We start from the raw sequence: 25,862 nt of genomic DNA, 5'->3' as shown, positions 1-25,862 counted from the left end.
CTTCGACACGACCGTGAAGTCGTCAGCGCCGGCGCGCGCACCGCGGGATGACCGTGCGGTCGCACCCGCTGACCCGACACTGGACGGGTGGATGAGACGCAGCCCCTGACGTTCGAGCTGGCGGACGCCTGGACCGAGCACGTCATGCATGACGGCAACCTCACCCGACGGCCGCAGTCGTTCTTCTTGGACTGGGTCATCGGTGGGGTGACGTTGCGCGCAGGGCTGCCCGGCGCCGAGACCGTGGTCACCCCGCTGAACCGGCCGTGGCTCGACGGCATCGCTGAGTCCGTCGACGTCCTGACCGGCGGCAGGGCCGAGGCCGACCTCACACCCGGACGGGTGGGCATCTTCTCGTGCGTGGTCTGCGGGGAGGTCGACGTCTCGGCCGCACTCAGCGTGCACGCGGAGACGGTGCTGTGGTCGAACCTGCGCTGGGAAAGAACCGAACCGGAGTCGCTGGTGGAAGGGGTGCCGTCGACGTTGGTCTTCGAGCGGGCTGGGTACGAGCAGGCGTTGGAGGGGGCCTACCAGCGGGTGGCGTCCTCGCCTCACGAGGAGTCTGAGCACACGACCCGCCGTTTCCTGTGGCCGTGGCAGTGGGGGTGGAGGTTGCCCCGGTCCTAGGCGAGTTCGGGCCGGCTGCCGGCGCGGTGAGGGGCGACTTCGATGGCGGAGAGGATTTCCCCCGCATCGCGGAATGACCGTGCGCGCCGCGCACCACGGGATGACCGCGAGGCCGTCAACGCCTCGGGCCGGCATCATCGAGCAACTCGATCAACAGTGGCGGCACGAGAGCGAGGCTGTCCTCGGCCGTCGCGCCGATCAGGGCGGCGGCCCGCCCGGCTGAGGCGGAGAGATCCAGACCGGCGAGCAACCGATCCAGCGGCTCGCCTTCCACGCTGACTTCGCTCAGGCGCCACTGGCCGCCAACGCTGGTCAGGTCGACGACGACGTCGGTGCACATGGTGCCCCAGCCGTCCGCCGGCTCCTGGCTGGCGGGCAGTTCGGGGAAACGGGCCGCGAAGTCGTCAGCAGCCGCGCACCAGACGATCTCGCGTCGCCCCTCAGTGGCGCCGGCCTGACCGGTGGCGAACCCCCGACAGACCAGGACGGCGTCGATGACCTCTTGGAGTTGGTCGACGATGCCGGCCTGCTCGCTGTCGCCCATGGGCCGAGTGTCGCGCACGGTGCGGCACTCGGGCGGTGCAGCGGTGGTGGGGTGCTCGAGGAGTCAGTCGCTCGTGGGCGCGAACTCGCGAGCCGCTCCATGACCGAGTGCGTGCGTGCGGCGTTGCCGCCGGAGTCTCAGTCGAGGTAGCCGGTCTCGCGGTTGATGCCGGCGAGGAAGTCGGCGATGGCGTTCCTCATTTCGTCCTCGCTGATGGGCGATCGGTCGGACGTCTGCGAGCCGAAGCCGTAGCCGGGGTTGGGGCCGGAGAGCCACTCGGAGTCGTAGCAGCCGGGAGTGTCAGATCGCTCCCTGACCAGCCAGTCCTCTCTCTCTCTCTCTCTCAGCAGTGAGGCGCCACGCAGTCATGGTGATCATGTTGGCACCTCAAGCCGCCCGACGGCGGGATGAGCGCGATGTCCTGGCCACGTCGGATGACCGTGCGATCGTGCCTGGTTGTCGATCAGCTGGCGGGGTTCACGGCGTCGCGCAACGGCCGGAAGCACCACGGTGCACTGACCCAGGACACTGCCGCGGCAGCCGCTGCGGCAAGGAGCGTGCCCACCGTGCGGGTCGGCTCAGGCAGGCTCCAGGCCGCGGCGGTAGCGATGAGGACGGCGCAGCACAGCGCGAGGAGCATGCGAGCCAGGAGGCTGTGGCGGCGCACGACGTGCATCGCCAGGCAGCCACCCAGCGCACCGCTGACTACGCCGAAGGCCGCTCCCAGTACAGCGCCGAAGGGGGCGCCGTCGATGACGCCGACGGTCAGGGCTTCAGCGGGCCCCCACACCTCGTCGCCAAGCAGGGCCAGCGCGCCGGTGACCGCGCCGCCGGCGCTTCCCAGCGCAGCCCCGGCCAGGGCGGTGCGTCCGGTACTTCGCCAACGCTGAAGATGTTCCTCTCTCGAGAGCATGTTGATCAGCATGGTGGGGTGCCCACTTCGCGTGGGTGAACGGGGCACGTCGCCAATGTCCACCGCGCGCAGATCGGCACGACCGCGACGTCGCGGGCCGCCAGCGTCAGCGCGCACACCGCGGGATGACCGTGAACTCAGGTCGATCGTCGAGCCCGGCCCTCAACCTGGGGAATGAGGAACCGCGTGTCCAGAGTCCGACCACGCGGTGATGTCCTGGTCACCTGCGGCCCGGCAGGCTTGGGCCATGAGCGAACCCGCCGCCCTGACGGCATCGCCGCACGTTCCGCGGGAGGGGGACACCCGACGCGGTGGCCTGGGTGCAGCACCGTTGCTCGGTGCGGCGGTGCTGATCGGTGTGGTGTGGGGGGCGACCACGTCCGGGTTGCAGAGCGTGCTGCCGTGGCCCTTCGCCGGGCTGGCCAACGCGGTGGGTCCCTGGGTCGCTCCCGCGTTCTTGGTCGGCGCTTGGAGCAGGCGGCCCTGGGCTGCGGTGCTGGCCGGTGTCCTGGTGTGCTTCGGGGAGGTCGCCGGCTACTACGCCGTGTCTGCCCTGCGGGGTTTCGGCGTCAACCCCGCCATGGTCGTGATGTGGGCTGCTACCGGGGTGCTCGGTGGGCCGGTCCTGGGGGTGGCCGGGTGGTGCTGGCGGCGTGCGCGTTCGCTGCGCGTGGCCGCGCTGGGGGCGGCGCTGCTGGGTGGGGTCTTCCTCGCGGAGGGTGCGGTCACCTACGGCGTCTACCTGCGCTACACCGGTGACGCGGTCGTCTTCTGCGTCCTCGGTGCCGTCCTCGTGGCGGTGCTCGGCGCCGCCGCGTCGGCGGCGCGGTCGGGTGAGCGTGTTCGGGGCGTTGGTGCGGCTGCGGTGTGGTTGCTGCTGGTGCTGCCGTTGGGTGCTGGCGGGGAAGTCCTGTTGCACCGTGTTCTGGCGTGAACCTGGCTGCGGTCGACGTCTTGGGGGCGTGGTCAGCGCGCTACCGCGAGAAGGCAGTGCCGTAGCCGCCGGGTGGCGGAGTGGCGGTCCAGGCGCCCGACGCGGGTGTTCAGCAGCAGCGGCTGCCGTCCGTGGTCTCGTGAGCGGTCGCCGATGGCGCGGTCCACCGATCTCCCCACCGCCGCAGCCAGCGGGACCAGGACGACCTTGTGCCCCTTGCCCACCACGCCCAGGACCCGGTGGCCGTGCTCCTCACCGAGGTCGGCGGTGTCCAGGGCGCAGGCTTCGACGATGCGCAGGCCCAGGAGTCCGAGCAGGCAGACCAGGGCGAAGTCGCACGGGTTGGCCGAGTCCCGGGAGGTGGCGAGCATCGCTTCGAGCTGCAGGTGCGACAGGCCCGGGGTGGGTGATTCCGGCGGGACGTTGGGGCGGCGGGCGTAGTCCGCTGGTGGGTGCTCCAGCGCGGCGTCGATGACGCAGGTCCGGTAGAAGCCGGCTACGACCGACATGCGTCTGGAGACGGTGGAGGCGGCGAAGCGCTGGGTCTCCTGCATCCACCGCACGTACAGCTCGACGTGGGGCCGGCGAGCTTGGAGGGGGTCGAGGCCGCGCAGCTGGCACCAGGTGAGGTAGGCGCGCAGGTCGGACTCGGCGTGACGGCGGGTCTCGCCGCGGTAGCGGGCCAGGTAGGCCGCGATCGCTAGGCGCAGGGGGTCGGTGCGCCAGGTGCCGTCACCGAGGGGGATGGGCAGGTGGTCAGGGGTGAGGCTCATGAAGGAGCGTGCTTCCGCTGCACCTCATCGCGCCAGGCCCCTCACACCGCGCGCTGAGGTGCGTGCCGCAGGTCCCGGGGGGGGCGAATGCCTCGACCTCCACGTACGTCAGGCTTATGATTGACGTACGTCGACCCCCGGGAGTCTGCATGACCTACACGCACATCGATATCGATGACGACCTGCTGGGCCGCGCAGCTGGCGCGCTGGGCACCAAGCAGAAGAAGGACACCGTCGAAGCCGCCCTGCGCGCTGCCGTCGAAAAGGCGGAGAAGGACCAGGCGTGGAGTCACCTCTGGGACTACGTCGACGCCGGCGGCTTCTCCAGCGAGGCCCACCTCGAAGCTGAGCGTGAACACCTCGCTCACGAGCAGACCAAGCTGGACGAGTACACACAACGCCCGGGCGGCAGTGGCACCAAGGGCGCTGCGTGAGGTTCGTCCTCGACAACAGCGTCATCCAGCGCTTCAGCAAGCCACGCGTCCGGGATGCCGTCGAGGCGTTGCGGGCTGATCACGAGCTGGTCATCTGCGGCCCGACTTTGCTCGAGGTCGGGGTCTCTGCCCGCAACGAGGCCGATCACTTGCAGCAGTGGCAGTACCTGACCACGGCGATGCGTGTGCTCCACGGGTCACAGGAGGTGGACGTCCGAGCTCGGACCATCCAAGGCGGGCTCGTCGCCAAGGGGCAGCATCGCGGACCCGGCCCGGTGGACATCCTGGTCGCAGCTCATGCCGCCGTAGAAGGGGCCGCGGTCCTGCATTACGACCGGGACTTCGAGTTGATCGAGGAGTGCGCGGGCGTCCCGCAACGGTGGGTGCTTGCGCGGGGAACGACCACGTAGGGAGCTGATCGACAGCAAGGACGGTCTGCGCCTTCGGTGGCCGCTTCTGCCAGGCTCCTCGCCCGGACTGCGGGATGTGCGTGAACCCGCGGCCCCGTACAGAAACGCTGACTCCATCCTGCGACACGCCGATCGAAGCGAGGCTGGCTGTCGGCGTGTCGCAAGATGGAGCCAGCATCTCTGTACAGCTGCAGGGGAAAGATGCGTTCGCTCGTCGCATGGGCGTGAAGTCGCGGCCGCCCGTGGTGGCGCTCTGAGCGCGGGGTGACCGTGCGGTTGTCAGGCGGGTGGCCCAGGCGCCGGCCTCGGCCGGCCGGCCAGCCACAGCGCGGTGGGCCGTGGCGCTCGAACCAGTGCCGGTCCTGGTAGCGCCAGGTGCGTCCCAGCGTGGGCACCGCGGCCAGTGGGCCGGACAGGAGCAGGCAGGTGCGCAGCGGCTGCACCCGGGGTGCGGTGGTGAGCACGGGGGCGGGGAAGGCCGGCTCCTGCGCGGGCTCGGTGTGGTGGGGGTCGCGGTGGAAACCGACACCGGAAGCCTCCGTGGACCCGGGAGAGGTCCTCGTCGACGGCGACCACGCCCGCGGCCTCGGGCCCGGACCAGCGCGCCAGGTGGTCCAGCAGCGTGTCCCAGCCCGGTCCGCCCGGTTCCCCGAGGTCGGGTTCACCACCGGGCCGGTCGCTGCGGGTGCTGCGGGGGGTGGAGGCGCACACCGTGCCGCGCTCGCAGTCCTCGTAGTGGTTCTGGCTGAACCGGTCGACCCACAGGTGGGCGGTCTCGCGGAAGACACCCATCTCCTCGGCCACGTGCGCGGCGGGGCAGGCTCGGCCCGGGACTCGGCGGACGAGCAGACATTCGACGTGGGGTCAGGCCAGCACCGGTGTGGATCACGAGGGCCTCCGGTGGTCCGGATGGACGACGTCAGACACTTCCCCCGGGCACCGGGGCCCTCCCGCGTTCGACCAGCCGCGCCGAACGGCTCCGACCTCGAGGTCGGGTGCAGTCGGGGCCGCAGCGCCAGGACGACGTGCGCACGTAGCTGTTCTGGACGAGCGCCTCTGCGGCAAGCCGGGCGTCAGTCGCAACGACGACGGCCTGGTCGCTGGCGCCGGAGGAGGTCATCCACGGCGGACCCCGGGCACGGTGCAGGACCTGCTGCGCCCGCGCTGACGGGGGGGTCGCAGGAGAACGACCGGCCGTTGCGCGCGCGTCACGGGGTCGGGGTTCGACGACCCCAGCCTCGTGGTCGGCTGCCTGCGGGTGTGCGTGGAGGGGGCGGGCGGGCTTCGCGCCGGAGCGGAGGGCGCCCGCCCGCAGGAGGAGGCCCTGGGCTCAGGCCGAGGGTCAGGCCCGTCGCCGCCCGGCGGGGTCGGCGATCGCCGGCGCGCGTGAGGCGCCGAGGTCCTCGGCGGTCAGCAAGGGGGTACCCGCGGTCTCCTTCAGGGTGATCGCGGCGACGATCCCGGCCGCGGCGGCGACCATGAGGTACGGGCCGGGCACCAGCGTGCTGCCGGTCGCCTCGATGAGCACCGTCATGAGGAACGGGACGGTACCTGCGAACAGCGCGGCGGAGACGTTGTAGGCCAGCGAGAGCCCGCCCTGGCCGTTGCGGGTCGGGAACAGTTCGGCGCTCCACACCGCGTAGGTGCCCCGGATCGCCGACAGCAGGACCGCGAGCACCAGTCCGGCCACGACGGTGCCCCAGGTGCCGGTGCGCATGAGCAGGAACGCCGGCGTCGCGAGCACGAACAGCGCGACCGCGGCGGCGAGGAACACCGGCCGGCGGCCGAACCGGTCGGACATCCGGCCGAACGTGGGCACGAGGACCAGGGCCAGCAGGGACATCCCGGTCGACAGCAGCGCGGCGTCGTCGGCGGCGTGGCCGAGGTGGTCGGTCTCGTAGGTCACCAGGTAGGTCAGCACGGCGTAGAACGTGACGTGCATCGTCGTCATGATCGCCCGCGGCCCGCAGCATCGTGCCCAGGTGGTTGCCGAACAGTTCACGCACCGGCGACTGCGGGACGTCGTCGGTGCTCTCCAGCGCCCGGTACTCCGGCGTGTCCTCGATGCGGGACCGGATCAGCAGGCCGACGACCCCCATCGGGGCGGCCACGAGGAACGGGATGCGCCAGCCCCGGTCCACGATCTGCGACGCGGTCAGGGAGACGCTCAGCAGGTAGTAGGCCAGCGAACCGGCCAGGAACCCCGACAGGGAGCCGACCTCCAGCCAGCTCACCCCGAAACCCCGGCGCCCGGCGGGGGAGAACTCGGCCAGGAAGCTGGCGGCGCTGCCGAACTCGCCGCCGGCAGCCAGGCCCTGCAGCAGTCGGATCGCGACGAGCAGGACGGGGGCGGCGATGCCGATGGTGCCGTAGCCGGGCAGCAGCCCGATGGCCAGGGTCCCGGCCGACATGAGCAGGATGACGATGGACAGGGTCCGCTTGCGGCCGATGCGGTCACCGAGCGGGCCGAAGATCAGCGCACCGAGCGGCCGGATGCCGAAGGAGACGGCGAACACCGCGAACACCGACAGCACGGCGGCCGGACCGGAGGACTCGGGGAAGAACACCGTGCCCAAGGTTCCGGCGAGGTAGGCGTAGACGGCCCAGTCGAACCAGTGGACGAAGACGCCCACCGCGCCGGCGGCCACGCTGCGGCGCAGCGCCACGGGGTCGGCGGCCTTGCCGGTGGGGTCGGGGACGGTTTCAGGGATGGTTTCGGGGGTGGACATCTCGGGGTCTCCTCCTGGGGACCTCGTCGTCCGGATCCGCCGGCGTGCGGTCCCTCGAACATAGGAGGTGACCGGTCGCCGGGTCGAACGACGATTCCCGTCGAGGCGCATCGGGCGTCCCGATGCAGGGTTCAGCGGGGGACGGGGCGCCGTCGCAGGCGGAGCACCACGACGAGGCAGAGCACGGTCTGGACCACCCCGGCCACCGTGCCCGCGGTGGTCAGGCTCTCCAGGGAGAGGACCCGCAGCGGGGTCGAGGCGCTGTGGTGCCCGGTGCCCGGCCGGTGCGGGGCAGTACCGGCCGAGCCGCCGAGGGCGTCGAGCACGGGGGAGTGCAGGGTCATCAGCGCGGCCAGCGCGCCGGTGCTCCACCAGCCGCCGACGGTGGGAGCCCGCCACAGCCGCCCGAGGTGGAATAGGCAGAACACCGCCGCCGCGGCCGTGAGGATCCCGGCGACCGGGTGGTTCGCGCCGTGCACCGGCGCCGACACGAGGTGCGAGACCGAGCACACGACACCGACCGGCACGACCAGCCGGTCGAGGCGGCCCGGTTCCCCCGTCGTGGAGGTTCCGGCGGCGGCGTCCTGCACCGCCGCCGAGACGGTCGTGGAGGTCATCGGCCGAGGTCAGCGGGCCGGGTGGCAGCAGTCGCCGTCGCTGCCGGCCGTCTCACCGTGCGCCTGCCGCCCGCGCGCCGGGTCGGGCGTGTCCAGCGCGGGGTTGCGGTCGAAGAACCCGTCGGGTTTGAGGACGAACCCCGTGGTGTCGACCGGCATGATCGGCCAGTCCTCCGGCCGCGGGAAGTGGGTGAGTCCGAAGGTGTGCCACAGCACGACGTCGGCACCGTCGATCGAGCGGTCCTGCTGGATCCAGGTGTCGATGCCCTGCCCGCCCGCGCTCTGGTTCACGTAGTCGCCGGCGGGGAAGCGCTGCGCGTCGTCGTGCGCCGTGACCCACAGGTGCCGGGTCGTGAACGCGGCCCGGCGGGCGATCGAGGAACCCTCGTCGGCGAGCAGGGTCGGCTGGCCCTCGGGGTGCAGGACGTACCGCACCGGCTCACCGACGGCGTTGCGCACGTCGGGGTTGCTGACCGCCCACACCCGCTGGACGCGGTTGTCGGCCTCGCGGACGCCCTCCAGTTCGGTGCGGAGCCGACGGCTCTGCCGGGTGAAGCCGTTGCCGTACGGGTTGTCCGGCCCCATCGGGACCCGTTTCACCTCCAGCTCGTCGACGGCGTTGACGGTCCCGTCGACCTGCATGTCGAGGCGCGCCGAGAACAGGTGCTGGTGGTACGGGGCGGCGATCCCGGGGGCGATCTCACTGGCCCACGGGTAGGTGCCGGGCTCGACGTCCCGGGGGTACGCCGAGGCGAACACGACGCCGGTCGCCTTGCACTCCAGCTCGATCGTGCCGTCGAGGTAGAGGTACCAGTAGAACCCGTAGTCGTAGTTGCCGACCGTGATGAAGAACGAGACGACGAGCCGGCGCTGACGTCGGGTGGAGGAGGCCCCGCTGTAGGCGTCGGTGTGCTTCCACAGGAGGCCGTAGTCCTCCTCGTGCATGCAGATCGCGTTGGTGATGGTCCGGGCGTGGCCGTCGTCGTCGTGGATCACACCGTCGAAGTAGCGGATCTCGCCCAGGCAGTCGCAGCCCAGGGCCAGGGAGTTCCCCTCGCGCGAGAGGGAGTACTCGCCGGCGTCGAAGTAGTTCTGCCAGAACCGCACCGGGCTCGGGTCGCCGTAGGGCACGACCATCTCGGCGATCGAGGCGCGGTAGACCACCGGGCGCAGCCGGTCACCCTGCGAGCGGTCCCGGAACCCGAGCTGGTGCAGCACCAGCCCCTCGACCATGTTGTAGCCGAGGCGGAAGCGCCAGCCCTCCCACTCCACGACGTCCCCGTCGACCGAGAAGCTCGGCCCCTCCGGCTGGGTGATGTGGATCGGCTTCTGGCTCGTGCGCTCGGCCTGCGGCAGGTGGAAGTCGTACGGCTCGGTCGGCAGGTCGTACTGGCGGCCGTCCTCGATGAGCTCCACGACCTCACGGGTGTTGAGGTCGACGTAGGCCACGACCCCGTCGATGGGGTGGGCCCAGATGTTGTCGTCGTCGTTCAACTGCAGGAACGCCAGGCAGCGCGTGAGCCGGCGGCCTTCCTCACCGGGGATGTCGAACGTCCCGGCGGACAGCGCGGAGATCCTGACCCGGCGGTGCTCGGTGATCCCGCGGCGCGTCATGGCCGCGTTCCACCCCTCGTGCGCCCAGAGGACGTCCTCGACGATGCCGAACTCCTCCAGCATGATCGGCGGCTGGCCCTCGGTGCGGACGTCGACGGCGCGGGTGGCGACGACCGCCCGGCGCCCCAGGTCCACGAGGACCTCGGTGACGGCGTTGTCGGCCCGGTCGAGCAGGACGGTCCTCACCCGGCGTTCGACGGGGTCGCCGTCCTTCCACGTCAGCACGTCGGCCTTGGCGGGTTCGGCGAGCGTGACGACGGGGAAGCGCGTCGTCGGTGTCACCAGGCCGGCGGCGGCCAGGACCTCGCGGTTGGTCTCGTACTCGGCGGCGGTGAGGCGGTCGAGCGGGTGCGGTGTCACGGGTCTTCTCCTGCGGCTCAGGCGGTGGGGGTGGGCGTGCGGTCCCACGCCTCGTGGACGAACTCACCGGCGATCGCGGTGGCCCGCACACGCAGGGTTCCGAGTTCGGTGGGGGGCACGTCGAGGGGGTTGCGGTCCAGCACGACGAGGTCGGCGTCCCGTCCCGGGGTGAGCGTCCCGCTGACGTGGTCGAGCCGGCTGGCCCGGGCCGCGCTGCGCGTGTACCCCTGCAGCGCGGTGAGGACGGGCAGGCGCTCGTCCGGGAGCAGCGGGTCGCGCTGCGACCGCTCGTCCAGGGCGTGCGGGTCGGCGGGGGGCGCGGTGCGGTTGACCGCGGTGTGGACGCCCCACAGCGGCGTGGGGTCCGAGACCGGCCAGTCCGAGCCCATCGCGAGCTCGACGCCGGCGCGGTGCAGGGCGCCGAACAGGAAGTGCGCGCGCTGGTGCCCCTCGTCCAGGTAGGGCAGTTTCGTGTCGACCAGCACCGGGTCCTGGCGCGCCCACAGCGGCTGGACGTTGGCGATGACCCCCAGGCGGGCCATCCGGGCCACGTCGGCGGGGTCGATGAGGTCGATGTGCGCGATCTGGTGGCGCCGGTCGGTGCGCTCCTGCGCTGCTTCGAGGGCGTCCAGGCACTCGCGCACGGCCCGGTCGCCGACGGCGTGCAGGTGCAGGTCGAAACCTTCACGCACGAGGGACCGGACGTTCTCGGCCAGCACCTCGGGGTCGAAGAAGCTCAGCCCCGTCTCGTGCGGGTGACCGACGTAGGGCCGGTTCACCGCCGCGGTGAGGTTCTCGCAGACGCCGTCCTGGACGACCTCGACCGCGGTCGTCGTGAACCGGCCACCGGAGCGCGCCCGACGCTCGACGAGTCGGGCCACGTCGTCGTCGTTCCCGCCGCGCGGCCACCACAGGGCCCCGGTGACGCGGGACCGCAACCAGCCCTCCGCGGCCGCGGCGCGGTACACCTCGAAGTTGTCGGGCAACCCCAGCGCCTCGCCGATCAGGGCGTCCTGCCACGCGGTGACACCGATGGCGTGGAGGGTGGACTGCGCCTGGCGCAGGGCCTGGCGCAGGCGTGCCTCGTCGACGACCGGGCGCACCAGGCTGAGGAGGTCGACGGCTCCTTCGAGCAGCAGGCCGGTCGGCCGTCCGGTGCCGTCGCGGACGATCCTGCTGTCCGCCGGGTCGGTCGTGCGCTCGTCGACGCCGGCCGCTTCGAGGGCGCGGGAGTTCACCCACAGGCTGTGGCAGTCGTGGCTGAGGAAGGCGGCAGGACGGTCGGGCACGAGCGCGTCGAGGAGGTCGCGGGTGGGGAACCCGCCCTCGAAGGCGTCGCCGTACCACCCCGACCCCTCGACCCAGGGACCGTCGTGGCGGGCCGCGAACGCGGTGATGACGCGGCGGTACTCGTCCGCGCCGTGGACGCCGGCCAGGTCGCAGTCCAGCCGCTGCAGCCCGCCGGCGAGGGCGTGGACGTGCGAGTCCTGGAAGCCGGGGAGCAGGGCACCGCCGGCGAGGTCCACCACGTCGGTGCGCGGGCCGCGCGCGGCCAGGACCTCCTCACCACCGACGGCGAGGACCTTGCCGTTCGCCACCGCCAGGGCCGAGGCGGTGCGGCTCCCCTCCATGGTGAGCACGGCTCCGCCGGTGAAGATCAGGTCCGGCGTCGGCACGGTGCTCATGCTCCCCGTCCGTAGGCGATCCACGTCGTCTTCAGCGCCGTGTACTCGTCGAAGGCGTGCAGCGACAGGTCGCGGCCGAACCCGGACTGGTTGAAGCCGCCGAAGGGGGTCGTGACGTCGAGGGCGTCGATGCAGTTCACCGACACCGTCCCGGCGCGCAGTTGCGAGGCGACGCGGTGGGCGCGCGACAGGCTGTCGCTCCAGACCGAGGCGGCCAGGCCGTAGCTGGTGTCGTGCGCCAGCTCCAGCGCCTGCGCTTCGGTGTCGAAGGTGAACGTCGCCAGGACCGGGCCGAACACCTCCTCGGTCGCGATGCGCGAGCGCGGGTCGACGTCGGTGAAGACGGTGGGCTCCACGAACGTGTCCCGCGGGCCGGCGACCCCGCCACCGGTGCGCAGGGACGCGGTGCCCTTCCCGTCGGCGATGAGGTCCAGGACCTTCTCGGCGTGCCGGTCGCTGACCAGCGGGCCCATCCCCGTCGCCGGGTCCAGCGGGTCGCCGGGGCGGTAGCCCGCAGTCCGCTCGACGACGAGGTCGAGCAGCTCGTCGGCGATGGAGCGCTCGACGATGAGGCGGGAGTTGGCCGAGCAGACCTCGCCGGCGTTGTGGAAGATGCCCTGGCACACGCCGTCCGCGACGGCCTCCAGGTCGGCGGCGTCGGCGAAGACGAGGTTGGGGCTCTTGCCGCCGCACTCCAGCTGCAGCCGGCGGATCCGCGTCTCGGCGGCGTAGCCCAGGAACATCCGGCCGACCTCGGTGGACCCGGTGAACGCCACGGCGTCCACGCCGAGGTGGCGGCCCAGCGCGCGTCCGACGACGGAACCCCGACCCGGGACCACGTTGAGGACCCCGGCGGGCAGCCCGGCCTCCAGGGCGAGTTCACCGAGGCGCAGCGCGGTGGAGGGGGATTCGACGGCGGGCTTGAGGACGACGCTGTTGCCGGCGGCCAGCGCCGGGCCGAGCTTCCAGACGGCCGTCTCCAGGGGGTAGTTCCACGGGACGACCGCGGCGACGACACCCACGGGTTCGCGGCTGATGACGGCCAGGTTGCCCGCGGCGGTGGGTGCGACCTCGCCGTACACCTTGTCGATCGCCTCGGCGTACCAGGCGAGGATCGCGGCGGCGCCGGGGACGTCGACGGTGGAGGTGTCGGTGATGCGCTTGCCGGTGTCCAGGCTCTCCAGGACGGCGAGCTCGTCGGCGTGGGCCAGCAGCAGCTCGGACAGCCGCAGCAGGACGCGCTTGCGGTCGGCGGGGGACTGCCCGCGCCACACGCCGCGGTCGAAGGCGTCGCGGGCTGCGCGCACGGCGCGGTCGACGTCGCCCTCGGAGCAGTCGGCGACCCGGGCGAGCTCGCGGCCGGTGGCCGGGTCGTGGTCGGCCTGGGTGCGGCCGTCCTGCGCGGCGACGAGCTCGCCACCGATGACGGCCGAGGTCGGGTGGGTCACCTGGTCGGCGAGGTCGTGCCACTGCTGAGCGGTCTTCGTCATCTCGTTCTCCCAGTGTCCGGCCGCGGATCTCGGCTCCACGCGGCGCGTCCCGATCGTCCTCGACCGTCCGGTGTGTCCGCTGTCCGGGAAGACTAGGCACCGGAGGGCCAGCGCTCAACGCGGGCTTCCCGAAGCACTGCATCGGAAAGGCAGATGCGAAACACGGCTGTAACAGCGTGCGGACCGGGTCGGCGGGGCTCGTCGTCGATCCGGGCGGCACCCGGCAACAGCTGGGGTGATCCAGCAGTAGCATCTCGCCGACCCGAGGAGGCGACGTGGCCCGCAAGCCCGACGTGACGCTGACGCAACTGCGGTACTTCATCGAGGCCGCCACCTGCCTGAGCATGACGGTGGCCGCCCAGCAGCTGCTGGTCGCGCAGTCGGCCGTCTCGGCCGCCGTGGCGCAGCTGGAGACTCAGGTCGGGGCCCAGTTGTTCATCCGCCAGCGGTCGAAGGGGCTGGCGCTCACCCCGGCCGGTCAGCAGCTGCTGGGCGACGCGCGCGCGGTGCTGGCCGGGCTCGACGAGGCGCTGGACGCGGCGCGCGGGCTCGACAACCAGGTGCGCGGCACCATCCGGATCGCCTGCTTCGTGACGATGGCCCCGTTCCTGCTCGCCGACGTGCTCTCGCTGGTCGAGCAGGACCACCCGCACCTGGAGGTGCAGGTCCTCGAGGTCGACGCCGACGGGGCGCGGGACGCGCTGCGGTCCGGTCAGGTCGAGATGGTCATCAGCTACGACTTCGGCTACCCCGACGACGTGCGGCGCGAGACCATCGCCCAGGTGCCGGCGCACGTGGTGCTGCCGGCGGCGCACCCGCTGGCGGCCCGGGCCCGGATCCCGCTGCGCGAGCTGGCGCACGAGCGGATGATCCTGCTCGACCTGCCGCACAGCCGGGAGTACTTCCTGTCCGTGCTGGCCACGGCCGGCGTCGAGCCGGTGGTCCGGCACCGCTCGCACGGTTACGAGACCGTCCGCTCGCTGGTGGCCAAGGGGCACGGGTACTCGATCCTGAACATGCGCCCGCGGCACGACCAGACCTACGACGGGCGGGCGGTGGTCACCCGGGCCATCGCCGACGACGTTCCCGCGTTGCCGTTCGTCATCGCCTCCCTCGCCTCCAGGCGCACGACGGCCCGCGCCCAGGCCGTCGCCGACGCCGTCCGCGTCGTCGTGGGCCGCCAGCTCAGCCGCCGGGACTGACACCTGTGTTTCGTCCCGGTTTCGGGGGTGTGTCCGCGTCGATCCATCGCCGGAACAGATGCACGGCAACTGCGATGGCTGTTTGGCGCGACGGGGCCGGGCGCGGATCCTGACTCGGAAGCGGCCAGTGCGCCGCTCCGAGCGAAGGAGTCAGGTGTGAAGGACGACCACGTCGCCGATCTCGAGAGCACCCGGTCCAGCGGGGTCGAGGCCCGCACCATCGAGCACGTCCCCGAGACCGAGCGTCACGGCAGGACGCGGAACCTGTTCACCATCTGGTTCGGCGCCAACATCATGCTGCTGACCATGGCCAGCGGTGCGATCGCCACCGCAGTCTACGGCCTGCCGCTGTGGGCCGCCGTCCTGGCCGTCGTCGTCGGCAACGTCGTGGGCGGCGTCGTCATGGCGCTGCACGCGGCCCAGGGCCCGCAGCTGGGCATCCCCCAGATGCTGCAGACCCGGGCGCAGTTCGGGTCCTTCGGCAGCCTGCTGGTCGTGGTGATCGTCGTGCTCATGTACACGGCGTTCTTCGCCTCCAACCTCGTCCTCGGGGGTCAGGCACTGGCGGGACTGGCGCACCTGCCGACCAGCGTCGGCGTGGTCGCGATCGGCCTGGTGAGCGCCGTCGCGGCGATCGTCGGCTACCGCCTGCTGCACGCGCTCGGGACGATCACGTCCGTCCTGGCCGGAGGCGCCTTCGTCGTCCTCGGCGTGTGGTGACTGGCGGTGGAGCCGCTGCCGTCCTCGGTCGTGACCTCGGGATCGTTCAGCTGGGTGGGCTTCACGGCCACGGTCTCGATCGCCGCGTTGTGGCAGATCGCCTACGCCCCCTACGTCTCGGACTACACCCGGTACATGCCCAAGGACACCGGCGTGCGACCGGCGTTCTGGGCGACCTACCTCGGGTGCGTCCTCGGCTCCGTCTTCGGCATGGTCGTGGGTGCGGTGACGGGTGCGGCGCTGCCGGACCTCAGCACCCCGGACGCCCTGCGTGAGACGGCGCCCGGCATCAGTTCGGTGCTCATCGCGATCTTCGCGATCGGGCTGACCGTCTCCAACGGCGCGAACCTCTACTGCGGCAGCCTGGCGAGCATCACGGTGGGGCAGACGCTGTTCGACGACTGGCGTCCCGGACCGCGGGCGCGGACCGTCGCGACGCTGGCGATCTACGTCGTCGCCCTCGTGCTGGCCATCGCGACGGCGGACGACTTCCTGGTGAACTTCTCGAACTTCACGATCCTGCTGATGTGCGTCCTGATCCCCTGGACCGCGGTCAACCTCGTCGACTTCTACCTGCTGCGGCACGGGGAGTACCACCTGCCCTCGCTCTTCGAACGCGACGGCGGGATCTACGGCCGGGTCAACGGGATCGCCGTGCTCTGCTACGTCGTCGGGATCGCCGTCCAGCTGCCGTTCCTGGTCACGGCGTTCTTCGTCGGGCCGGTGGCCGCGGCGATCGGCGAGGTCGACGTCTCCTGGATCGTCGGCCTCGTGGTGATCTGCCCGCTCTACTACGTCCTCATGCGTCGCCGGCTCCCCGCGGCCGCCGCCCCCGCCCCCTCTGCCGGCGCACAGCCGGTCGCGACCCTGGACCGAGGAGCAGCAGTTGTCCGTCGTGCAGCCCGCTGAGGGCGCTGTCCACACCGAGTTCGACGTCCTCGTCGTGGGAGGCGGGACCGCCGGCTGCATCGTCGCGGCCCGCCTGTCCGAGGACCCCGGACTGTCCGTGGGCCTGCTGGAGTGGGGGCCGAGCGACGTCGACGAGCCGCGTGCGCTGCAGATCGCCCGCTGGCCCGAACTGCTCGAGACCGAGCACGACCTCGACTACCGGTCGGTGCCGCAGGAGCGCGGCAACTCCTGCATCCGGCAGACTCGCATGAAGCTGCTCGGCGGCTGCTCCAGCGTCAACACGATGATCTCGTGGCGGCCGCTGGCCTCGGACCTGCGGGAGTGGGTCGCGCTGGGGGCGGCCGGCTGGGACGCGGGCACCGTGCTGCCGTACTGGGACCGGGTTCAGGCGCCCATCACGCCCGTCGCCGAGGAGGACCGCAACCCCGTCGTGGAGCTGAGCGTCCAGTCCGCCGTGACCGCGCTCGGGGTGCCGCGCCGGCAGACCTGGAACGACCTGCCCGACGGCGAGGACCTCACCGCCGGCGCCGGGTTCTTCGAGATCGGTTACGACCCGGCCACGGGCGTGCGGTCCTCGGCTTCGGTGGCCTACCTGCACCCCGTGCTGGACCGGCCCAACCTGCACGTCGTCCTGGGGCGGCGCGCGGTGCGGCTCGCGGTCGCCGACGGTCGCGTCACGGAGGTCGTGACGGTCCGCGAGGACGGGGTCGAGGAGCGCTTCTGCGGGACCCGCGAGGTGGTGCTCAGCCTCGGGGCCATCGACACCCCGCGGCTGCTCATGCTGTCCGGGATCGGCCCGGAGGACGTCCTGACCGACGCGGGGGTCCCGGTGGTGCTCGACCTGCAGGGCGTGGGGGAGAACCTGCAGGACCACGCCGAGGGCATCACGATCTTCGAGGTCGACCTCGACGTCCCGGACGTGCGCGCGACCGACTGGGACGCAGGTGTCCTCACGACCCTCGACGAGGGGACCGACCGGCCCGACGTCGTGATCCACCTGCCCGTCACGACGGTCGGGGACCACGTCGAGGCCCAGGGGGTGGAACTACCCGCCCGGAACGTCTCGGTGGCCTCGAACGTGGCCAAACCCCGCAGCCGGGGCCGGGTCTGGATCGACTCCGCCGATCCCGGTGCCCCGCCGAAGATCGACTACCGCTACTTCACCGACCCGACGGGCACGACGAACGGGTGCTCGTCGCCGGGGTGCGGCTCGCCCGGCGGATCGCGGCGGCCGAACCGCTGGCCGGGCACGTCGTCCGCGAGGTGTTCCCGGGAGCCGACGCGCAGACGGACGAGGAGATCTCCCGCCGGGAACGCGCCGTCCACCAGACGGTCTTCCACGTCTCGGGAACCTGCCGGATGGGGTCGGCCGAGGATCCGCGCAGCGTCGTGGACCCCTCGCTGCGGATCCTCGGGCTCGAGAACATCAGCATCGTCGACGCGTCGGTGTTCCCGACCGTGACCGCCGTGAACCCGGTCGGGACCGTGATGGTCCTGGCCGAGCGGGCCGTGGACCTGCTGCGTCAGCGCATCTGAGCAGCTGATGCCCCGCAGTTGAAAGGACTGCTTGAACGATGCGCCCGTCCCGCTCAGGATGGTCGCGTCAAGACTCCACACCCCTGACCCACCGAACGGAGTTCGACGTGCCCACCGAAGAGATCGAGGTCCTCGTCGTCGGCGCGGGCCAGGCCGGGATCGCGATGAGCGAGCACCTCGGCGCCCGCGGGATCCCGCACCTGGTGCTCGAACGCGACCGGATCGCCGAGAAGTGGCGCACCGGGCGCTGGGACTCCCTGGTGGCCAACGGCCCCGCGTGGCACGACCGGTTCCCGGGCCTGGAGTTCGACCAGCTCTTCGCCGACGTCGACCCCGACGGGTTCGCCACCAAGGACCAGGTCGCGCAGTACCTGTCCACCTACGCCGAGAAGATCGACGCCCCGGTCCGCACCGGCGTCGAGGTCCACGGCGTCGTGAAGAACCCCGGCCGGCCCGGGTTCACCGTCGACACCTCGCAGGGCACCGTCCAGGCGCGCTACGTCGTCGCCGCGACGGGGGCGTTCCAGACCCCCGTGATCCCGCCGATCGTCCCGGGCACCGCGGGCGTGCAGCAGATCCACTCCAGCTCGTACAAGAACCCCGACCAGCTTCCCGCCGGCGCCGTCCTCGTCGTCGGCGCCGGGTCGTCGGGCGTGCAGATCGCCGAGGAGCTGCAACGCTCCGGCCGCCGGGTGTTCCTGTCCGTCGGTCCGCACGACCGCCCGCCGCGCAGCTACCGCGGCCGGGACTTCTGCTGGTGGCTCGGCGTCCTGGGCAAGTGGGAGACGGCCACGCCGCCGGCCGGGGCCGAGCACGTGACCATCGCGGTCAGCGGCGCGCGCGGCGGTCACACCGTCGACTTCCGCGAACTCGCGGCGGGCGGGATGCGGCTGGTCGGGCGCACCCGGTCCTGCGCCGACGGCGTCGTCCGCTTCGGGACGGACCTGCGGCAGAACATCGAGGACGGCGACGCGAACCTGCTGGGGTTGCTGGCCGAGGCCGACGCGTACGTCGAGCGCAACGGGCTGGACCTGCCGGAGGAACCCGAGGCCAAGGTCCTGGGGCCGTTGCCGGCCGACGCGCAGGCGCCGCTCGAGGAACTGGACCTGGCCGCCGCGGGCGTCACCACGATCGTGTGGGCGACCGGTTTCACCTCCGACTACAGCTGGCTGCCCGCCGGCGCCGTCGACGATTCGGGGCGGCCGAAGCACTCGCGTGGCGTGTCGGGCGAACCCGGGATCTACTTCCTCGGCCTGCCGTGGCAGTCCCGCCGCGGGTCCAGCTTCATCTGGGGAGTCTGGCACGACGCGGCCTACCTGGCCGAGAGCATCTCGATCCAGCGCGGGTACGGGGCCCACGACCGGGCCCACGACACGTCGGCCCACCGAACCACGGCAGGAGCGCTTTGATGCCCACTCACACCCGCATCCGCCCCTTCAACACGAAGGACACCTACCCCGAGCAGAACCTCGACAACGACCTGTGCCAGGCCGTCGTCGCGAACGGCGTCGTGTACCTGCGCGGGCAGATCGGCCAGGACCTCGACACCCGTGAGTCGGTGGGCGTCGGTGACGTCGAGGCCCAGACCGAGAAGGCCATGGCGAACATCGCCCTGCTGATGGAGGAGGCCGGCGGGTCGATCGCCGACGTCGTCAAGGTGACGGTCTACCTGGTCGACGTCCGCTACCGCGAGGTCGTGTACCGCACCATGGGCCGCTGGCTGAAGGGCGTGTTCCCGGTGTCGACGGGCATCGTCGTGCACTCCCTGGCCCGGCCGGAGTGGCTCGTCGAGATCGACGCCACCGCGGTGCTCTCCGGGAGCGCGCAGTGACGTTCTCGCTGCTCGTCCGCGACGAGACGACCGGTGCCTTCGGCTCGGTCATCAGCTCCTCCTCCCCGGCCGTGGCCGCGCGGTGCGTGCACCTGCGCGACGGCGTCGGGGGAGTGCACTCGCAGAACGTGACCGACCCCCGGCTGGGGCCGAAGCTGCTCGACCTCCTCGAACGGGGCGAGTCCGCCGCCGACGCGCTGGCCGGTCTGGTCGCGGTCGAGCCGACCGCGGACTGGCGGCAGCTGCTCGTCGTCGACGCCGCGGGAGGCACCGCGATCCACTCCGGTGGTCGTGCCCTCGGGGTCGTGGGCGAGCACGTGGTGCCCAACGCGGTCGCCGCCGGGAACATGCTGGCCACACCGCAGGTGCCGCAGCGGCTCGTCGAGGCCTTCTTCGCCGCCGAGGGCTCGCTGGAGCGCCGCCTGTTGGCCGCCTACCGGGCCGCGATGGCCGAGGGCGGTGAAGCGGGCCCGGTGCACTCGGCCGGGCTGTCGGTCGTGAACGGTTCCGGGTGGCGGGTCACCGACCTGCGGGTGGACTGGAGCGAGCACCCGTTCGAGGACCTCACCGACCTGCTCGACGTGTGGGAACCCCAACGCGACGACTACGTCACCCGCGGGCTGGACCCCGACGCCGCCCCCGGTTACGGGGTGCCGGGGGACGACCGGTGACCAGCTCCGCGAAGGCTGCGGTGGCCGCGGTGGTCGAGGAGGCGATGCCCGCGCTCGTCGACCTCGCGCAGCGGCTGCACGCCCACCCCGAGGTCGGCTGGGCCGAGCACCGGGCGTCGGAGTGGGTCGCGACCGCGCTCGCCGACGCGGGGTTCTCCGCCTCCACCGGCGCGTTCGGCCTGCCGACCGCGGTGCTCGCCACCACGGGGACGGGATCGCGCCGCGTCGGGATCGTGGCCGAGTACGACGCGCTGCCGGGACTGGGGCACGCCTGCGGGCACAACCTCATCTCCGCGACCGCCGTCGGCACCGCCCGGGCGCTGGCCGCCGTGGCCGACGACCTCGACCTGACCGTCGAGGTCTACGGCACCCCGGCCGAGGAGGGCGGGGGCGGGAAGATCGAGATGCTCGAGCGCGGCGCGTTCGCCGGCCTGGACCTGGCGCTCATGGCGCACCCGGCCCCGGCCGACGTGGCCCGCGCCGAATCCTTCGCCGTCGCGCACTCGCACGTGGAGTACCGCGGGAAGTCCGCCCACGCCGGCGCCTACCCCGACCAGGGCGTCAACGCCAACGACGCCTTCGTCGTCGCCCAGGTCGCGATCGGCCTGCTGCGCCAGCAGCTGACGGCCGGTACACGCGTGCACGGCATCGTGACCAACGGCGGCCAGGCGCCGAACGCGATCCCGGACCGCACCGAGGGCCGCTGGTACGTCCGGGCCGAGACCCTGGCCGACCTGGAGGTCCTCGAGGAACGGGTGAACCGCTGCTTCGAGGCCGGTGCGCTGGCCTCGGGAGCGAGCCTGACGATCACCCCTGAGAGCAAGCCGTACTCGGAGTTCCGCACCGATGAGGCGGTGCTGGCCGTCTACGAGGCCAACGCCACCGCGCTGGGCCGCCCGTCGGTCGGCGGCGGGGGAGCGGCCCGGATGAACCGCGCCTCGACGGACATGGCGAACGTCAGTCAGGTCGTGCGGGCGATCCACCCCTACGTGCGCGTCGACAGCCGTGGCGCGGCGAACCACGAACCGGGGTTCGCGGCCGCGTGCGTCGGGGCGTCGGCGGACGCGATGGTCCACGACGCGGCGACCGCGCTGGCGTGGACCGTCGTCGACCTCTTCGGCTCGCAGCAGGACACCTGGCCGTAACATCCCTCGGCCACACTTCGCTCAACGTCGAGAATCGGAGTACACGTGATCCAGGAAGAACCCGGGGCGCCGGAACTGCACGCGGCCGCGAGCGGGGTCCAGAAGAGCCGCCTCGTCAAGACGTTGCGCCGCGGCGACATCGTCCTGTTCATCGTCGCCGCCGTCATCAGCGCCGACAGCATCGCCGTCCTGGCCTCCGGGGGACCCGAGGGGCTGGTCTGGTCGGCGTTCATCGGAGTGGCGTTCCTCGTCCCGTCGGCGCTCGTGTTCGCCGAGACCTCCTCGACCTACCCCGAGGAGGGCGGCCCCTACCAGTGGGTCCGCCGGGCCTTCGGCAGGACCTGGGCCTCGGTCGCGGTCATCCTCTACTGGATCACCAACCCCATCTGGCTCGGCGGGTCGCTGGCCTTCATCGCGGGCTCGGTGTGGTCGGAGTACGTGCTCCCCACCTCCGCCCTCGGCGATCTGGTCGTCAAGCTGGTCTTCGTCTGGGTCGCCATCCTGCTGGCCATCATCAGCCTCAAGCGCGGCAAGGTGCTCATCAACATCGGCGCCTACGCCAAGCTGTTCGTCCTGCTGAGCCTCACCGTCACGGCGCTCATCCACGTGGCGCAGGTCGGGACGGCCGGGGTGGACTGGTCGGCGGCCAGGCCCACCGCGGCCGGGTTCCTGGCCATCGTCCCCGTCGCGCTGTTCGCCTTCGTCGGCTTCGAGGCGCCGAGCGCGGCGTCGGAGGAGATGCACGACCCGCAGAAGGACACCCCCGCCGCGATCGCGCGCGGGGCGGGCATCACCCTCATCGCCTACCTCGCCCCGGTGCTGGCCATCATCCTGGTCACGCCCGCCGACCGAACCGCCGACGCCGGCGTCATGCAGGCCATCGAGGAGAGCTACGCGGTCTTCGGCTCGGCGGCCGGGCCGCTGATGACGATCACCGCCGTCGCCTTCGTCTACGCCCTCATGACCCAGGGCAGCGCGTGGATGATCGCGACCGACCGCATGCAGGCGGTCGCCGCGGCGGACGGGACCTTCTTCACCACCAGACTGGGTGAGTTCTCCGCGCGGCTCGGCACGCCCGTCCGCATGAACGTGGTGTCCGGCCTCGTCGCGACCGTGTTCCTGGCGGCGGCAACGCTGCTGGTGCACGGCACCGCCGCCGCCGTCTTCGGCGTGGTGCTCACCCAGGCCGTCTCCACGCTGCTCATCAGCTACGTCGTCATCCTCCCGGCGATGATCCGGCTCCGACTCGTCGACGACGTGCCTCGCCCCTACGAGGTGCCCGGAGGCCGTACCGGGTACACCGCCCTCGCCTCGGTCATGTGCGCGTTCGTCCTGCTCGCCTCGATCGCGGCGGTCGTGCCCGGTGTCCTGGAAGGGCTGCTCGGACTCGAGTACGACTTCCTCGAGGAGTGGGGAGTGAGCCGCGTCAGCTTCGAGTTCTTCACCGTGGGGACGCTCGTCGTGGTGATCGCAGCGGCCCTGGTGGGCCGGGCGATCGGCGCCCGGGAAACCGCTGTACCGGCCGAACCCGAATCCACCGTCCGGCACTGACCCCTGAGAGGAACCCCGTGGAACTCCCCCCGGCCCCCGCACGGGGGAGCGACCGGACCGGCGTCCGGCCCGAGCACGACGCGCTGGGGTACCGCGACGTGCCCGCGGACGCCTACTACGGCATCCACACCCTGCGCGCGGTGGAGAACTTCCCGATCAGCGGTCGCGCCCTGTCGGCCCACCCGGAGTTCGTCGGTGCGCTCGCCGCGGTCAAGCAGGCCGCGGCGACGGCGAACCGAGCGCTCGGGGTCCTCGACGAGGAGCGGGCGGACGCCATCGTCGAGGCGAGCCGACGCGTGCGGGCGGGGGAGCTGGCCGGGCAGTTCGTCGTGGACGTCGTGCAGGGCGGGGCCGGCACGTCGTCCAACATGAACGCGAACGAGGTCATCGCCAACCTGGCGCTGGAGGTCCTCGGGCACCCGCGGGGCCGCTACGAGGTGCTGCACCCCCTCGAGCACGTCAACCGCGGCCAGAGCACCAACGACGTCTACCCGACGGCCGTCAAGGTCGCCGTGCTCGACGTCGTCCACGGTCTGCGGGCGGCGATGACCGACCTGGCCGACGCCTTCGCGGGCAAGGCCGCCGAGTTCGCCGACGTCGTGAAGACGGGCCGCACCCAGCTGCAGGACGCCGTCCCGATGACGCTGGGGCAGGAGTTCGGCACCTACGCCGTCATGGTCCGCGAGGACGTCGACCGCCTCGGGGAGGCGTGCGAGCTGCTGCACGAGATCAACCTCGGCGGCACCGCCATCGGCACCGGGCTGAACGCCCCGCCGGGGTACGCGGCGCTGGCCTGCACCGAGCTGGCGCGGCTGACCGGGCACCCGCTGGTCCCGGCCGCGGACCTGGTCGAGGCCACCCAGGACGTCGGGTCCTTCGTGCAGCTGTCCGGGGTCCTCAAGCGGACCGCGGTCAAGCTGTCCAAGGTGTGCAACGACCTGCGCCTGCTGTCGTCCGGGCCGCGCGCGGGCCTCGGCGAGATCCGGCTGCCCCCCGTCCAGGCGGGGTCGAGCATCATGCCGGGCAAGGTGAACCCGGTGATCCCCGAGGTGGTGAACCAGGTGGCGTTCGCCGTGGTCGGCCGCGACGTCACCATCTCGATGGCCGCCGAGGCGGGGCAGCTGCAGCTGAACGCCTTCGAGCCGATCATCGCCAGTTCCCTGCTCGACTCCACCGTCCAGCTCCGTCAGGCCGTGCTGACCCTCACCGAGCGGTGCGTGCGGGGGATCAGCACGGACACGGACCTGCTGCGGCACCGGGTGGAGCACTCGATCGGCCTGGTGACGGCGCTGAACCCGTGGATCGGGTACGAGGCGGCCACCCGCATCGCCGGGCAGGCGCTGGGCACCGGCCGTTCGATCCCCGACCTCGTGACCGAGGCCGGGTTGCTGACGCGCGCACAGCTCGACGAGCTGCTGCGCCCCGAGCGGTTGGCGAACCTGCCCGTGACGGTCGACCCGGCCGTGCGTGAGGCCTGACCCCCCCCGCACGGCCGGCGCCGTCGGCCCCAGAACTCAGGCTCCCGGCAGTCCCCGCTGGTGCGGAGGGCAGGACCAGCTCGGCCGGTGGGCCGGGCGGCACCGGGTGTCCTGACCGGTGGCGATGGCCACCAGGTGCCCGTCGTGCCAGGCGTCGACGTGCGGTGCCCGTCGGTCCCGACGCGTCGCGCAGCCATCCGTCGACAGCCTCGTCACGTGGCCGGACCGCCTGGTGCGGTCGTGAGGGGGTCGCTCGACCGGGCAACAGGTCCGAACGCCCCGTCGAGGTCGGCCACGGCCTCGACCCCCGCGACGTCAGTCGGCGACGACGTCGAACGTGAACCCCTGGCGGCGCAGACGGTCCACGAGGGGGACCCCGATGCCCGTGGCGGGGGTCAGGACCCCCGCGCGGGCGGGCAGGCGGTCACCGTCGAGGGCCAGCGCCAGGGCGCTCTGCCCGAGCATGACCGCCGTCGCGGCGTAGCCGGGGTCGCCCTGGGCGGCGACGGTCACGGTGGCGCGGCGGCCGGACTCCGTGCGCGCGTCCAGGCGCAGCCGGAAGTGGCCCGTGCGGCGGGTGCGCTCGCTGGGGCCCGTGCCGGGGGCGGGCAGTGCCCGGTCGAGCAGCGGCCGCAGGGGCTGGACGGCCAGCAGTCCGGTGAGCCCGGCCAGCACCCCCGCGACCGCGGCCGCCCGCAGGGCCGCGGTGCGCCCGGAGAACGCCACGACCTCCGCGTAGCGCAGCCGCGGGCCGTAGGCGTGCTCGAGCAGGGCGTTGCTGCGCCGCACCACCCGGGTGTTGTACGGGGCCATGACGAACGGCGCTACCCAGTCGCCGGTCGCCGCGCGCCGGTGCGGGCCGAACGTGTCGAGCTGGCGGCCCAGGTCGGGTTCACCGGCGCGGTCGGGGCTCAGGGCGTACGGGTCGTCCACCCGCGCCCGCGCCCGCTCGTCGCGGCGCGCGGTGTCCAGCTGCAGGCGCAGGGAATCGATCGTGCCGCCGCTGAACCCGCCGCGCGCTGAGAGGACCTCCAGCGTGGCGCTCGCGAGCGGCCCGGCGTCGTGAGCCCGCGCCCACCGGTGCGCCAGGAGCACGGCCAGGTCGGAGGGCACCGAGTCGAAACCGCAGGAGTGCACGATCCGGGCCCCGCTGGCGCGGGCCGCCGCGTCGGCGGCGTCGATGCTGGCGCGCGCGAACAGCACCTCGCCGGTCAGGTCGGCGTAGTGGGTGCCGGCGCGGGCGCACGCCCGCACCAGCGGCAGGCCGTGCCGCAGGTAGGGGCCGACGGTGGAGACCACCACGTGCGCCCGCTGCGCGAGCGCGCGCAACGACGCCTCGTCGGAGGCGTCGGCGACCAGGAGCGGCCAGTGCGCGGCGGCGGGTCCCAGGTCGCGGGCCACGGCCGCCAGCCGCTCGCGCGAGCGGCCGGCCAGGGCGACCCGCGTGCCGGCGGGGGCCTGCGCGGCCAGGTGCGCCGCGGTCAGCCGCCCGACGAAACCGGAGGCGCCGAACAGCACGATGTCCACGTCGCCAGCCACGCCGTCACGCTAACCCGCCGGCCCCGGTCCCACCCGGGGTCACCGTGCCCGCCCGTTCGGGCACCGCAGGTGCGTGAGCGTCGTCCCGGACGAGATCGCCGGGCAGCAGCCACCGCACCTGCGGGCCGTCGCAGGCGCCGATCCCCGGCG

18 protein-coding genes and 4 pseudogenes are annotated in these 25,862 nt (G+C 72.5%); 13 read left to right on the top strand and 9 right to left on the bottom strand.

All coding sequences use genetic code 11. From position 1 onward, the window contains the following. The first annotated feature begins 87 nt into the window (after positions 1-87). On the top strand, positions 88-627 hold the full coding sequence (locus tag ACRYRX_RS06245; RefSeq protein ID WP_432510966.1) for a hypothetical protein: 540 nt from the start codon (positions 88-90) through the stop codon (positions 625-627). Between the two features lie 115 nt (positions 628-742). Here ACRYRX_RS06245 and ACRYRX_RS06240 read toward each other — a convergent pair whose 3' ends face one another. Beyond that, the gene (locus tag ACRYRX_RS06240) at positions 743-1,171 is read right to left on the bottom strand and encodes a hypothetical protein (protein ID WP_432510965.1); all 429 of its coding nucleotides are present in this window, start codon (positions 1,169-1,171) and stop codon (positions 743-745) included. A gap of 463 nt (positions 1,172-1,634) precedes the next feature. Beyond that, positions 1,635-2,096, bottom strand: coding sequence for a hypothetical protein (locus ACRYRX_RS06235; protein ID WP_432510964.1), 462 nt, complete (start codon positions 2,094-2,096; stop codon positions 1,635-1,637). Between the two features lie 199 nt (positions 2,097-2,295). Here ACRYRX_RS06235 and ACRYRX_RS06230 point away from each other — a divergent pair, with 199 nt between their 5' ends. Further along, positions 2,296-3,018 (top strand): DUF6518 family protein, encoded by a 723-nt coding sequence (locus ACRYRX_RS06230; protein ID WP_432510963.1) that lies wholly within the window; start codon positions 2,296-2,298, stop codon positions 3,016-3,018. Positions 3,019-3,050: 32 nt separating this feature from the next. On the opposite strand, the gene ACRYRX_RS06225 is transcribed toward ACRYRX_RS06230, so the two are convergent. Next, positions 3,051-3,791, bottom strand: coding sequence for a tyrosine-type recombinase/integrase (locus ACRYRX_RS06225; protein ID WP_432510962.1), 741 nt, complete (start codon positions 3,789-3,791; stop codon positions 3,051-3,053). A 116-nt stretch (positions 3,792-3,907) separates the two neighbouring features. On the opposite strand from ACRYRX_RS06225, the pseudogene ACRYRX_RS06220 reads away from it, so the two are divergent. Then, positions 3,908-4,052 (top strand): annotated as a pseudogene (locus ACRYRX_RS06220) (type II toxin-antitoxin system VapB family antitoxin); the annotation flags it as partial. A 169-nt stretch (positions 4,053-4,221) separates the two neighbouring features. Beyond that, a complete protein-coding gene (locus ACRYRX_RS06215) occupies positions 4,222-4,635 on the top strand; it encodes a PIN domain-containing protein (protein WP_432510961.1) in 414 nt (137 codons plus the stop codon). Positions 4,636-5,977: 1,342 nt separating this feature from the next. On the opposite strand, the pseudogene ACRYRX_RS06210 reads toward ACRYRX_RS06215, so the two are convergent. The 5 genes and pseudogenes from ACRYRX_RS06210 to ACRYRX_RS06190 all read right to left on the bottom strand — a co-directional run bounded on the left by ACRYRX_RS06210 (position 5,978) and on the right by ACRYRX_RS06190 (position 13,130). Beyond that, a pseudogene (locus ACRYRX_RS06210) lies at positions 5,978-7,364 on the bottom strand (MFS transporter). 131 nt (positions 7,365-7,495) lie between these two features. After that, a complete protein-coding gene (locus tag ACRYRX_RS06205) occupies positions 7,496-7,981 on the bottom strand; it encodes a hypothetical protein (protein WP_432510960.1) in 486 nt (161 codons plus the stop codon). Between the two features lie 9 nt (positions 7,982-7,990). Next, positions 7,991-9,955 carry a primary-amine oxidase gene (locus ACRYRX_RS06200; protein ID WP_432510959.1) on the bottom strand — a complete coding sequence of 655 codons (1,965 nt, stop codon included), beginning with the start codon at positions 9,953-9,955 and terminating at the stop codon, positions 7,991-7,993. Positions 9,956-9,972: 17 nt separating this feature from the next. After that, positions 9,973-11,640, bottom strand: coding sequence for an amidohydrolase (locus ACRYRX_RS06195; protein ID WP_432510958.1), 1,668 nt, complete (start codon positions 11,638-11,640; stop codon positions 9,973-9,975). Continuing rightward, a complete protein-coding gene (locus ACRYRX_RS06190) occupies positions 11,637-13,130 on the bottom strand; it encodes an aldehyde dehydrogenase (RefSeq protein ID WP_432510957.1) in 1,494 nt (497 codons plus the stop codon). Before ACRYRX_RS06190 ends, ACRYRX_RS06195 begins: the two co-directional genes overlap by 4 nt. Positions 13,131-13,405: 275 nt before the next feature. Between ACRYRX_RS06190 and ACRYRX_RS06185 the strand changes: the two genes are divergently transcribed. The 9 genes and pseudogenes from ACRYRX_RS06185 to ACRYRX_RS06145 all read left to right on the top strand — a co-directional run bounded on the left by ACRYRX_RS06185 (position 13,406) and on the right by ACRYRX_RS06145 (position 24,173). Next, the gene (locus ACRYRX_RS06185; RefSeq protein WP_432510956.1) at positions 13,406-14,332 is read left to right on the top strand and encodes a LysR substrate-binding domain-containing protein; all 927 of its coding nucleotides are present in this window, start codon (positions 13,406-13,408) and stop codon (positions 14,330-14,332) included. A gap of 27 nt (positions 14,333-14,359) precedes the next feature. Then, positions 14,360-15,961: pseudogene (locus ACRYRX_RS06180) on the top strand (purine-cytosine permease family protein). Continuing rightward, positions 15,948-17,497 (top strand): annotated as a pseudogene (locus tag ACRYRX_RS06175) (GMC family oxidoreductase). Before ACRYRX_RS06180 ends, ACRYRX_RS06175 begins: the two co-directional pseudogenes overlap by 14 nt. A gap of 107 nt (positions 17,498-17,604) precedes the next feature. Next, entirely contained in the window at positions 17,605-18,906 is a 1,302-nt protein-coding gene (locus ACRYRX_RS06170) for a flavin-containing monooxygenase (protein ID WP_432510955.1), read from the top strand. After that, positions 18,906-19,328: a RidA family protein gene (locus ACRYRX_RS06165; protein WP_432510954.1), complete on the top strand. Its 423-nt coding sequence runs from the start codon at positions 18,906-18,908 to the stop codon at positions 19,326-19,328. The genes ACRYRX_RS06170 and ACRYRX_RS06165 overlap by 1 nt, the downstream gene beginning before the upstream one ends. Further along, entirely contained in the window at positions 19,325-19,999 is a 675-nt protein-coding gene (locus tag ACRYRX_RS06160) for a DUF1028 domain-containing protein (RefSeq protein WP_432510953.1), read from the top strand. Before ACRYRX_RS06165 ends, ACRYRX_RS06160 begins: the two co-directional genes overlap by 4 nt. A gap of 44 nt (positions 20,000-20,043) precedes the next feature. After that, positions 20,044-21,144: a M20 family metallopeptidase gene (locus ACRYRX_RS06155; protein ID WP_432511048.1), complete on the top strand. Its 1,101-nt coding sequence runs from the start codon at positions 20,044-20,046 to the stop codon at positions 21,142-21,144. Positions 21,145-21,189: 45 nt separating this feature from the next. Beyond that, positions 21,190-22,695, top strand: a complete 1,506-nt coding sequence (locus ACRYRX_RS06150; protein ID WP_432510952.1) for an APC family permease — start codon at positions 21,190-21,192, stop codon at positions 22,693-22,695. Positions 22,696-22,712: 17 nt separating this feature from the next. Further along, positions 22,713-24,173, top strand: a complete 1,461-nt coding sequence (locus ACRYRX_RS06145; RefSeq protein ID WP_432510951.1) for an aspartate ammonia-lyase — start codon at positions 22,713-22,715, stop codon at positions 24,171-24,173. A gap of 315 nt (positions 24,174-24,488) precedes the next feature. Here ACRYRX_RS06145 and ACRYRX_RS06140 read toward each other — a convergent pair whose 3' ends face one another. Continuing rightward, positions 24,489-25,712, bottom strand: coding sequence for a saccharopine dehydrogenase family protein (locus ACRYRX_RS06140; protein ID WP_432510949.1), 1,224 nt, complete (start codon positions 25,710-25,712; stop codon positions 24,489-24,491). Positions 25,713-25,862 lie beyond the last annotated feature (150 nt).

Source organism: Kineococcus lubricus (genome assembly GCF_050871965.1).
Lineage (GTDB): Bacteria > Actinomycetota > Actinomycetes > Actinomycetales > Kineococcaceae > Kineococcus.
This window is presented reverse-complemented; position numbering and strand designations above follow the sequence as displayed.